10 protein-coding genes are annotated in these 11,718 nt (G+C 40.1%); all 10 read right to left on the bottom strand.

The window, feature by feature from the left end; genetic code table 11:
- Window positions 1–371 precede the first annotated feature (371 nt).
- Window positions 372–734, bottom strand: a complete 363-nt coding sequence (locus C0213_01080) for a hypothetical protein (GenBank protein AUX11092.1) — start codon at window positions 732–734, stop codon at window positions 372–374.
- Between the two features lie 202 nt (window positions 735–936).
- Window positions 937–2,595, bottom strand: a complete 1,659-nt coding sequence (locus tag C0213_01075; GenBank protein AUX11091.1) for a dehydrogenase — start codon at window positions 2,593–2,595, stop codon at window positions 937–939.
- 589 nt (window positions 2,596–3,184) lie between these two features.
- Window positions 3,185–3,571, bottom strand: coding sequence for a hypothetical protein (locus C0213_01070; GenBank protein AUX11090.1), 387 nt, complete (start codon window positions 3,569–3,571; stop codon window positions 3,185–3,187).
- Entirely contained in the window at window positions 3,562–5,004 is a 1,443-nt protein-coding gene (locus tag C0213_01065) for a hypothetical protein (protein ID AUX11089.1), read from the bottom strand. The genes C0213_01070 and C0213_01065 overlap by 10 nt, the downstream gene beginning before the upstream one ends.
- A gap of 18 nt (window positions 5,005–5,022) precedes the next feature.
- Window positions 5,023–6,087, bottom strand: coding sequence for a cell surface protein (locus C0213_01060; GenBank protein AUX11088.1), 1,065 nt, complete (start codon window positions 6,085–6,087; stop codon window positions 5,023–5,025).
- A gap of 85 nt (window positions 6,088–6,172) precedes the next feature.
- Complete coding sequence (locus tag C0213_01055) at window positions 6,173–6,763, bottom strand: WxL domain-containing protein (GenBank protein ID AUX11087.1); 591 nt, start codon at window positions 6,761–6,763, stop codon at window positions 6,173–6,175.
- A gap of 1 nt (window position 6,764) precedes the next feature.
- Window positions 6,765–7,067, bottom strand: a complete 303-nt coding sequence (locus tag C0213_01050; protein ID AUX11086.1) for a hypothetical protein — start codon at window positions 7,065–7,067, stop codon at window positions 6,765–6,767.
- Window positions 7,068–7,197: 130 nt separating this feature from the next.
- Window positions 7,198–10,119: a hypothetical protein gene (locus tag C0213_01045; protein AUX11085.1), complete on the bottom strand. Its 2,922-nt coding sequence runs from the start codon at window positions 10,117–10,119 to the stop codon at window positions 7,198–7,200.
- Between the two features lie 97 nt (window positions 10,120–10,216).
- Window positions 10,217–10,636, bottom strand: coding sequence for a hypothetical protein (locus C0213_01040; GenBank protein AUX11084.1), 420 nt, complete (start codon window positions 10,634–10,636; stop codon window positions 10,217–10,219).
- Window positions 10,629–11,678 (bottom strand): hypothetical protein, encoded by a 1,050-nt coding sequence (locus tag C0213_01035; protein ID AUX11083.1) that lies wholly within the window; start codon window positions 11,676–11,678, stop codon window positions 10,629–10,631. The genes C0213_01040 and C0213_01035 overlap by 8 nt, the downstream gene beginning before the upstream one ends.
- Window positions 11,679–11,718 lie beyond the last annotated feature (40 nt).

The following is an 11,718-nucleotide window of genomic DNA, read 5'->3' as shown; positions in this document are numbered from 1 at the left end:
CTTCATTGGTAATTGTAATATTAGCCAAACGTTGATTTCGAAGTTCACCTCATAGTTTTTCAATCATTTCCTTATCTTGTAACACATTTAATTTACGAGTCACAATCAGGCCTGATATTAAAAAAACATTGCCAATTCACTTGGCGACTGTGTTCCTTCTATCACCAGTCGTTCCAAATATAAAAATTGTTCTAAACTAATATCATATTTATGGCAAATTGTAGTCAAGTTAGATGACACTGATTGGTATTCTATATACTACTGGCTCAAATAATACATGTTGCACTTCCTCTCAAATTAAACTATCGATGAAATTAATTCATCTACGTATACGTAACGCACCAAATGGTACGTTACATCAAAAAATTTATTTACCTGTTTGTCCACGTTAATGATGTCTTGTAGATTGCATTGGCAACCGCAGCATCTGTTCGCCTCATTAATTGGATATCTTCTGATGCCCAGACAAAGACGTTCGCACCTTTCCCGTGATCTTTATCAGCATGCCCAACCATTTGTTGTTTAACTGCGGCACCTGATGCAGGTGCCGCTAATGATACTAAGAATGTATCAGTTAAATGAGCAGTGTCTGTCCCAATCGGATAAGTCTTATCTTGGTCTGAATTTGTTAACTTATAAATATCTTGCGTTAATGCGTAGTTTGTTACACCTATTTGGCGGGCAAGAATCGATCCTTTAGCCGTATTATCTAGTCCTTTCAAGTCATTATTCAAATAATAATGACTATTAATGAATATTATCGATGCCGCCACTTGTTATTTAGACAAAAATCACTACAGCACCCTGTCACTTGGCTTTTAGCCATAGATCTCAAGATTAACCTTCTATAGGCCGTTCTATTGATTACTATTAATTCGTTTCAAAGCAAAAAAGACCCGTCATTTAATTGGCGAGTCTTTTTTGACGACTTTATTTTCATTGTAAGTACATTTTAACTAACTGATAATTCTTGTGGCCACCACTTAAATTATAAACATCCTCAAACCCCATATTTAATAGGAGGTTCTGGGCAGCATTGCCAGTAACCCCTTTATTACAATAGACCACCGTTGGCATAGTTGGATCTAGCTCAGCAATCCGTTTTCTAATTTCACCTAGGGGCATGCTAATGGCCGTTTCAATATGTTGTTGCCTATATTGTTTTTGGGACCGTACATCAATTACTTGTAGATCATCACCCGCTGCTAATCGTTGATTGAGTTCTGTCGGCGACAATAACGGTCTCCCGTTGCGCGCATTTTCGAGCGCCATCCCTGTGTAGAGTATTGGATCTTTCGTAGTAGCATAGAGCGGCTGATAGGCCAAATCGAGGTGAAATAAGTCCGCAACCTTCGCCCCAAATGAAATCGCGGTGACGAACACATCAATCCGCTTATCGACACCATCTTGCCCGATGATTTGGACACCGAGCAAGCGCCCCGTTTGATGGTCGGCAATTGCTTTGATGACATTTTCCGTCCCATTTAGATAATCAGCATGTCCTGGTTTGATATTGTATAAGACATCAACCTCATAACCTTTAGCCCGAGCGACCGTTTCGGTAAAACCAGTCTGGGCAACTGTGGTATCAAATAAACGGATAATCCCCGTCCCTAGAATACCGCGATGCGCAAGTTGCCCATCAGTTATCGCATCCCCTGCAATCCGCCCCATTTTATTGGCGGTTGATCCCATGGGCCGATAAAGTGGCAAACCATCAATTAAAGAGAAACTTTCAGCAACATCCCCCACCGCGTAAATGTTAGGTACCGAGGTCATCATTTTATCGGTCACTTGTAATGCGCCCGAGTCACCCTTGGCAATCGTCATATGCTCAACTAATTGCGTTTGCGGAATCACGCCGGTAGCCAGTAGAATAAAGTCGGCAGTCAATTTCGTCCCATCACTCAGGTTGACGCCTGTCACGCGATTATCGGCAGTAACAATTGTTTCAGCTGTAACCCCTTTAATCACGTTAACACCATTTTCGAGTAACACTTGTTCGGCCCGATAAGCCATTTCACCATCATAATGGGTCATAATCTGCGTACTGCGTTGCACCAATGTCACCGATAATCCCCGTTGTTTTAACTGTTCGGCCATCTCAATCCCAACATATCCCGTTCCAAAAATCAAAACATTCGCCGTCGTATTTTTCTTGAGGTAACTATCAATGGCGCGCGTATCTGCCATGTGATGCATCATAAAGACATTTTTGTATTGCTGATTAAACGGCGGAATGATTCTTGGCGCTGCCCCGGTTGCTAAGACCAGTTTGTCATAATGATCTTCAAAAACGGTATTCGTTGCTAGTTGCTTTACCAATAGCGTTTGCTGCACTTCGTCAATTGAAATCACCTCGGTCGCCGTCATAATATCGACATTAAAACGCGTTTTAAACCAAGCAGCATCCCGTGGAATGAGCTCATCAAGTTGTTCAACTGCCCCACCAAGATAAAATGGCATCCCGCAAACTGAATACGAGATATCCGTCCCTTTTTCGTAGACGACAATCTCATTGACTTCACTATTCCGGCGTGCCTTAGCAGCAACACTTGTGCCCGCTGCTACTGAACCAATTACTACGATTCTCATCACAGTCACCAACTTTCACTTATTAACCATCAATATAACCTATCCACCTAAAAAAATAAACCATTCCTAACAGCTGACGTAGCAGCTAAAAAAGAGTGCCAACAAAAAAGTTTTGTCTACACTCTTCAAATCTGGTCTATCAGTCATATGCTAGCTAGTTAACCAACTAGTAAGAAACGTTTAAAAGTGGCGGTTTGTTTAGCTTGTTGTTCTTGAAACCAATTTGCTAATTCAGCAGAGAGTTGTTCATACACCATTTGCCCCAGTTCAGTCATTGAAACGCTGACTACCCGTTGATCTAACCGGGTACCGCGTGTTTTTTAATCAAGCCTTTATCTTTTAGCGTATTGAGTTTCCGGGGCACAATTGTCCCTGACGTATTAGACTTAATTGCCAATTCGCTAGGTGATTGCGTACCGTATTGAGCTAATTGTTATAAAATAAGAATTGCTCAAACGTCATACAATACGTCCGACACAAACTATTTAATTGTTTCGAAATAACGGTTGTTTCAAAATACTATTCGCTTAATACTATGAAGGGTTCCAATAATATTGGAGTCCTTCAATTTGGACCATTTTTTTCGCTATTATTGTTTTAATGGTCGTTCTAATAGTGTCTTAGATGGCATACGCCCTCCAAAAATTAACGTCCCAGAAATATTCCGATAAAGCTGACCCAAATAATAAATTTCAATATCAACTGGCGGTAAATAGACTGGTAGATGCTTCAGTTGCTGTCTAGTTGGTGCATAATCGACCGGCGTATTCAAAAGCGAGTAGTGATGATCTTCTTTAGGCTTTTTTCGATAAAACCCGATACTAACACTATCCTGATTATTTCCTAATTGTTGATTAGCGGACGACATTGCAGTCGCCATCTCCACCTTCACTTTAGCTTGTGTATCAATCTGATTAAAAAAAGCAACTGCTGAAAAAAGCATTGGCGTCACCCACAATAATGAGTTTAATCGCATTGTTTATCCTCCTTAATCCGTGCCACTAAATTACCAAAAACTTCCCAATCAATTGCATTGGGGGGACTATTCCAAATAACATAGTCAGATTTAACATGTCGACTCAGCACATCTGATAAATAAATATCCGTTTCCGCCGAATATTGGTTATTAATTTGAATATTATTGAAAGGTAATGATCGTAAATTAGACTCGATAAACCGATTATATGGCATCCCTAGCGAAAAGTTAACGGTCACTGTAATCCGGGGGGAAAGTGCTTTAAAATCCAGATTATTCAACGCAATCATCACAAGCTCCATGATAAAAGTTTTATGATTTTTCACTTTTTTCAGTAGCTGTTCTTCCTCCAACGTATCAATAAATCTTAGACAGCCTTGATACAATTCATAATAGTTCTCTTCAAAAACACTTAAGTTAGTGCTGAAAAAGCCATCCAAAACAATATTATCATCGTAGTAATATCGCTGACAAAGCTTCCATAGCTTACCTAAGATTGGGCTATCACTTAGGTTTAGTTGGACCGGTTCATGATGAATTCTAAACGATGACTGTAAAATCGTTAAAACCCGTTTTTTAAAATCTTCTGGCAACAGATTAATTTTTTGATGCGGTTCTTTTTCCCAATCTAAAATATCTAGTAATTGTAGGACATATCCAATCTCATCAGTACTAATTGGCAGCATTTCTTTAGGCCATTGCGCTTGTACTTGCTTAATCTGAAGTCGGTATTCATCAATCTTTGCTTGCCAAGTTGGTTCAACTTTAAACTCGAAGCCTTGATGTAAACGAGTACTGGCAATTAAGCAATAAAAGGTAAGAAAAACCCGCTTAGCATCGGTCATAGTTGCGATGATTGCTTGTTCTTCGATAAGCTTAACCAAATAATCTGCGCGCTGAACTTTAACTGGTTCAAACGGCAATTCATAATCCTTAAAAGCATGGTAATACAGTTGGGTTAAGACTAATCGTAATCGAAATTCATCATGCGCATTTTTAGTATCAAATCCTTTAATTTGATACGCCTTGAAGAAGGTCCGAACAGCTTTGCGAACTTTATAAGCCTTGGTCAAACTAATATAGGCTGCATCTGAAAATTCCTCAATTGTTGCCCCTTGATGTTTGAGCATATAATCAATGAGACTAAAGCTCAGCGAGCGCCGGCAATAAACCCACAATAACCGGTTAATTGAATCTAGTCCATTTTTCCGATAATGATACTCGCCGTTTTCCTTTTCAATATAAAAATACTGATCTAAATTTAATTTTTCTAAATCTTGAATTAAGTCTCCCATTAAACGATTAACTTTAAAATAAGTTAAATCAAACTTATCTTCGATCATTTTAACCGAAACAACATTCGTTGGGGAGGATTCAATATAAGCAAATAAAAGAAGGCTTTGGTAATCTTCTGCTTCCAATAAGTATTCCATTAACGCACTCGCTCCACTCTATTGATTGCTGTCTCGTTTACTAGCGGCTAATTCACTTTCCAATAGTTTGATACGACGTTGTTTCCGCCAATAAATCACAATGATTAAAATTAATAACAATACTATGCCGATAATGATCAGACTTAGCCCTAACCAGGAATCGTCTTCTTTAAGCACCGCTTTTTGATTATAATGCCGAGCTTGTTTTCTAGTAATCGTAAAATCTTTGATGAATTGCCAATGCTGTTGCTTAGACGTCACGGCGACTTTTGCCGTATAACGACCTGGTTTGAAAGCTGTTTCCCCAATTCTGACGGGTAAATCATAGACCGAATTAGGCGCCATTTGACCATCGGCTGTCTTTTGCGTATAAATCGCCTTCGACTGTCCCTGTTTTGTAATCGTAACCTTAGTTGTCACCTTATTTAAAAAGGCAGCAGTCTGATTATTCAATGGTATGCTGATGATATTGCGATTATTAATTTGCCGCGTTGTTATCTTACCAAGACTCATTTTATTTCTGGTTAGTTCTTGGCGACCGTGTAAGACCATCGCAATTGTATAAGCATATTGATTCTTAACACCCATACTACTATCAGTCTTCATTTGATCATCGGTCACTTTTTTGACAAAATTCAAGCCACCCACTAACTCCCCATCAAAGGTCTCTGGGGGCATCTTAATTTGGTAGGTCACCGGTTTTACTTCACCCGGTTGTAATGTAATTTTGCTTTGATCAGTGGTCACAACTTTTTCAATATCAGCAGGTAGGCCCCAACTTTTATTTTGTTTGAATGCTTTATATTCAACAACCCCATTGGTATTAGTGGTTGCTTGGGCCACTGAGGTCTCAATTGTGATTGGCTTTTGACTTGTACTCCTAACATTTACCGTCACCGTTGTGGCTTGGTTTGGCGCTAACTTTAAATCGAAATAGGTTACTTCATGGTTTAACTGTTGCTTAGCGGCAACTGGGATTACTTCAAAACCGGCGTTGTTAGCAGCATCTACTGATTTAATATTGAGTAATACGCCCATTAATAAGATGAGTCCCCAGACCATTAAACGATATTTACGTTTCATATTCTAATCCCCTTGTCTTTTTCCGATAAGCAGAAATAGATGAGACTAAATTAGCCTCATCTATCTTAATTATTTTATGTCGTTTTTAATTATTAGCTGGTACGTCCGCTAAATTCCAAGTCAACATTGTTGTATAATCCTTAGCCACTTTGACCGTCTTACCAGGAACATCTAATGACACTGAACCAGTATTCATATCGGCAATCGCTGTCCCGTTACCTTCACCTGCAGTAGCGCCCATTATTTTATGAGCTGTGTTATCAGTTGTTAAGACTAAATTTTGATCAACCGTAGCTGTGGCTGTTGAAGTCGTATCTAGGGTTGGTGTTTTGATTGTTATTTGCGCACCCGTTAATTCATCGCTATCAGCCGTTTTAAATTGTGCCTTTTGGGCAACTGTTAACGTCCAACCAGTTGCTGTCCCACGAATATCTTGAACAGTTGCCTTAGCGTCGTTGACATTCGTATAGGTCTTGTCATCGGCTGAAATTGGATTTGAACCAAAATCAATATCTAAATCATTAGTATTCGTCATTGTTAACCCACCAGTATCTGGTGTTTTGAAACCAACCTTACCAGTTGTATCGTGGCTATCAGTATCAGCCGCATGTACTTGGCCCATTGAAATGCTTAACATCCCGCTCAATAATAAAGTACTCATCATAAATTTCTTCATTTTAAAAATTCCCCCGTCTTTGTTTGAATAATCCTAAACTACCAATCAGTAAAACAATGCCCACAATCGTGCTTAACTCGACTGAGCTTGCCCCAGTTTGTGGCAATCTAGCATGCTGTTTTGTTTCGGTTTGTATTGGTACTTGTTTGTGTGCTTGACCTGTTTCGTAAAAGCCAACTCGTGCAACACTCTTAGTCGTTGTTTGTGCGTTAGCACTTGTGTGAGTTGGGTATACGATGATTAGGCCGCTTCCGATAATCAACATTAGCATCACAAATCTTGATTTGTTTTTTAACCAGCGCAACTGCTAACCACCCCCACTCTTTTTACAACTCAACTTTTGATTATCGCAATCATTAACCTTAATGGCACTATAGCATAAGCGTTTTTCATAATTTTTTTCTAATTTAAATCGGCATTCAAATTTTCGAAAATCATTCATTAGCAACACCATCTTCTAGTGTCCATTCGACCTGTGCTGTGTATTGATCAATTAAAGCACCGCCGACTGGCACCACTAACTGTGGCCCCAATTGATTCTGCCATTGTCCGGAAATATCCACCGGATCATGACTCGTTGTTGTAGTCGTCGCAATAATTGATGATTGTGCCGTAATCATCGTTGGTAACTGATTGGCGCGTTGATAAGTTAAATCACCTTTGAGCGGCGCTTTTTGCGTATCACCTGTAAAAGGTTGTACGAGCACTGCTTTCAAGGTCCACTTCGATCCCAGTGCACGTTCATCTTGGATACTTAACGCTTGGTTAACTGTTGGCTGATAGCTTTCAGTCGTACTTGCCAAAGCATGTTGGCCAAAGTCCATCTCACTAGGCACTGATTTAAAATAGACCCGGTTATAATACGGATTGTAGTTCAATAACACCGTCACGTTCTGATCGACAGCCACATCATCATCAAATACTAAGCCGTCGCTCGGATATGGATTATCGGCAACAGTATAGCCCTTATCCGCTAAGGTCGCTAAAGTGGCGTCGGTTCGATAATCACTGGTTTGGCCACTGACCCCGGTTAATTGATCGACTTGAATGACGGCCTGATTATCGCTTCGTTGATAAGTAACCGTGGCTTTTTGCGCTTGTCCTGTGTAAGTGACCGTCGTCGTAATATCGGCTGAATCTTGATTAATATTTTCAACCGCCGGAACAGTTAATTGATCGGCAGTATAACCTTTAATCACCGGACTCGTCTGTTTTGCAAACATCGTTTTCCCTTCTGTTGCGACCCACTTCGTAAAACCAATCGATTGGTTGGTAACTTGGTCAATCTGATCATGTCTTGTAAAGGTTATTTTATCAACCACATCTGGGGCCGCTTGCTTATCAGATTGGTAGCGGTAATGAATTGTTCGTTTGACTTGCTTGCTTTCATCCGGGGCCGCTTTAATCGCATGTTTTAAGTGCACTGTAAAGGACTGGTCTTGGTCGCTAAACAGTAGTGTTGCACCATTGGTTTCATCACTCACTAATTGATAGCCTTGTTTTTCATAAGCTGCTAATTTCGTTTGTGTATTGTATTTTGAATTTTCATCAACAACGCCTGACATCGTATCGGTCGCTAATTGCTTCCCTGTTGTGTCGTCGATATAGGTGACGTCAATTTTTTGTTTATTTTGAATAAAACGATACAAAATATCATCAACTTTACCCGCTTCTTTTGGATAACTTAAAGTGAGCGCACCAGTATCTGGATCAGCACCTTTGGGCAGATTCGACTTATCTAACGTATAACCAGGAATTGTTAAATCTTGCGTTGTGATTTGTAATTTGTCTGTATCCGGCCAACCATAATGGGTTTCAATTGGTTTGATGTATTTACCATTTTGATCAGCATAATGCACCTTAATTGTGGTTTGCCCATCGGTTGAAGCACTGGGCGGTGATGACGATTGATTAATCGTTTCTGTATTATTAAGTGTATCTTTGTACGTTGCTTGGACCGTATTTTCAATACTTGGATCATTAAAACTAATATTCATTGTGAAATAAGTTGAGGTCGCCAAGGCCGAATAATTATTATTCGCTAGCCGGTTGAGTGCGTAATCTAATCCCTCTTGAGTTCCATCCCAAGAATTATTCATAACCCCTTTGGTGATCGTATCAACCGGTAACTCGTAAGGTCGCGTCAAATTACCATAATTTAAATACAGGGTCATACTACCATCCGAATTATGCAAAACACCATAGGTTTGCGGCGATGTTTTAGCGATAATCTCATCGTCGGTCGCATCGGCAGCGACACTGCCGCTGTTATTAATCGGCACAGCTGCAGGGGCTTTAATGAAGAGCATCGGCCCAGTTGTCCCCGCCTTGGCAGCCATATGTTGCCCATCCGGCATTAACGCTGGCATGTAAGTTTTTAAATCAAAGCTAACTTTATTAATATTTTGTGCTGAATCTTTATTAATGCGATAAATCCGGACGTAATTAGCCGTTGGGACTCCTTTGAGGTTAGGCGTACCATCTAAGGCTGACTGGAAGTAGGTTTGGTCTTTTGTATAACCACTTAATGTTAATGTCCCTTTTTTGTCAGAACCAACTGCCGCATTAGTCACTTGAAAACCGTTAAAATGCGTGGCCGGAATGACCGTTACCGATGATTTCGTCCCATTAATCGTACTGCCGGCATAAGCCGCCGTGTAATCAGGCGTTGTTTCATTTGTTAAAGTTGCCACCCCACCTGAACTCTTAGGCAAGTCACTCGATACATCGACCGCTTTATCGGGGACGTATTCACTCCCCAATACCAAGGACTTACCGTCATATTGCCCTAATCCCGCGAGTGAGACACTGGCCATCGTAACCGGTCCCTGACCACTTAATTTCCCAGTATATCTAAGGACACTGAAACTGATCGTATCGCCTGGTTGTAACACATTATTAGGCAGTACGGAAAATTCTATTTTTTTAGGATAGTAGGTTCCTGTATAGCCTTGAGAGATATCGTCTTCTGATTGACTATAAACATCCCAAGTGACAGTCGTTTTAACGACCCCTTGATCAATCAAATCTTGGATTTTATAGGTGGTTGCTGCGCGCGCCACCTTTTGTGTCACTTGCGGTTGGGCCTTGGTCAATGGCGGTACGACTTTAATAGGATTGGTCGATTCACCTTTTGTTTCAGGCGCAATCTTAGTTGTTTCTGAATCGAGTGTATCGCTTGATTCGCGACTTGCGACACTATTAGTGTTACTACCTGACTGACTAGTAGTTGCGACACTGTTATCAGTGGCCTCTGTAGCATCGCTCTGAGTAACTTCCCATGCCAAACCTGATCCTACGAAAAATAACGTTAATCCTAATACTAGTATTTTATTAAGCCATTTTTTTCGATACAACTCGGTCCCTCCACTCCTTAATATGCCATTAATATTTTACACCAGTAATTTAATTGAGTAAATTATTGTTTTATGAAGTTTTCTCATACTTCATTAATTATTTTCTTAATATCTGATTGGAAATGGTGATGAATTGCGCCATCAAGGCATCACTCTTTTGACTGTAAGGTAATAATATAGCGTCATATTCATTATTTAAAGCAGTGACAATAGCTTTACCGTCTGCAGTAACTTGCAAACTCGTTACCCTTTGGTCTTCATCTTTAAGATTATATAATTTTACGATTTTGCCACTACGGAATAGGACTGTTAGTTTTCGAGACATCGCTGGTCTCGAAATGGCAAAGGCTTGTGCCAACAATGACGGTTCATTACAATTATTTTCAATAATTTGTTTCATAATTAAGTACTGGCTGAAGCTCACACCATGCCGTTTAGCAATCGTATTTAAACCATTTTCTAACCTTGTTAATAATTGGTAGCCTTCTAAATATTGATTTCGTTCACTCTCAATCATCGTGCTCATCTCTCTTCTTATGCTTTTCTTTCAAAATCCGATAGCCTGCAACAACGCCTAATAAAACAATCACAAATCCGCCCAACACTAGTAGATTGCGATATTTTAAATATTGATCGTTATTTCGGTTGACGTAGCGGGCCTGGCCCTTACTAATTGCGACATTCTTATGAATAATCTGTCGCTTGTGCGCTGTTTTAATTGTTAGCGTCATCCGATAAACGCCCGCTACTAATCGCTTGCCACCTAGTGGGACATCTTCATAGAAGCGAGAATTTGGTGCAATTTTGCGGTTTGTTTTTTTATCTTGATAACGAATCAACGACCATCGTTGATTTTGTAAATCAACGTTAATGGTCGCTGATTTCAGATAAGCTGGGTTCGGATTGGCAATGGCAACACTAATCGCCGCCCGCTTTTGTTTCACAAAACGCGTCTTAATATCAGTAGAACGCAGTGGCTGTTGTTCCTTAGCCGTTAATTTTTGGCCGTTTAAGATTAACCCGATTGCATAGACATAATGATTTTCAACAGCATTTTGTTGCGCCAATTGGTTGGTACTTAAATTGATTGCCGTTGCTTTTTGCCCTTTAAAACCTTTGGCGGGAGCTTTAATTGTAACTTTTAACCTTTTTGTTTCATTGGGCTGTATTTTTGTTGCTCGTGCTACCTTAACCCATTGACTTCCCGGCCGTTTTAATAACTGCCGATCAATCGGATTGTTACCTAGATAATCAACCGTCGCATTATCATTAGTGGTCGCATCTTTGACGTGCCCATAGATTATCAACGGTTGGGCAGTTGGGTTAAAGACTTTTAAAAATACAGTCCGTTGCTGTCCACCCTTCAAATTCAGATTAAAGTACCCTAGCTGCTTCCCTCCCAGATTATCTTTGGGTAATTCTGGTCTTAACATGAATGTCGCCTTCTGCTCGGCTGGGATTGCCATCCCATCACTCTTGGCAAAGACTGACCTGCTAGTTTGAACGGTTAATAAACCGACTAATAAGCAAAACCACAACCCATTCAAACGTTTAAACATATCAGCCTTCCTTTCTAATCACTTATGTATAAAACCAAGC

This window comes from Latilactobacillus sakei, from assembly GCA_002953655.1.
Lineage (GTDB): Bacteria > Bacillota > Bacilli > Lactobacillales > Lactobacillaceae > Latilactobacillus > Latilactobacillus sakei_A.
Note: the sequence above shows the minus strand (reverse complement) of the source record. Positions and strands in the feature narration are given on the sequence as shown.

Coding starts and splice junctions, on each gene's coding strand:
- C0213_01075 (AUX11091.1), bottom strand. CDS start 2,595: ATGAGAATCGTAGTAATTGGTTCAGTAGCAGCGGGCACAAGTGTTGCT.
- C0213_01070 (AUX11090.1), bottom strand. CDS start 3,571: ATGCGATTAAACTCATTATTGTGGGTGACGCCAATGCTTTTTTCAGCA.
- C0213_01065 (AUX11089.1), bottom strand. CDS start 5,004: ATGGAATACTTATTGGAAGCAGAAGATTACCAAAGCCTTCTTTTATTT.
- C0213_01060 (AUX11088.1), bottom strand. CDS start 6,087: ATGAAACGTAAATATCGTTTAATGGTCTGGGGACTCATCTTATTAATG.
- C0213_01055 (AUX11087.1), bottom strand. CDS start 6,763: ATGAAGAAATTTATGATGAGTACTTTATTATTGAGCGGGATGTTAAGC.
- C0213_01040 (AUX11084.1), bottom strand. CDS start 10,636: ATGATTGAGAGTGAACGAAATCAATATTTAGAAGGCTACCAATTATTA.
- C0213_01035 (AUX11083.1), bottom strand. CDS start 11,678: ATGTTTAAACGTTTGAATGGGTTGTGGTTTTGCTTATTAGTCGGTTTA.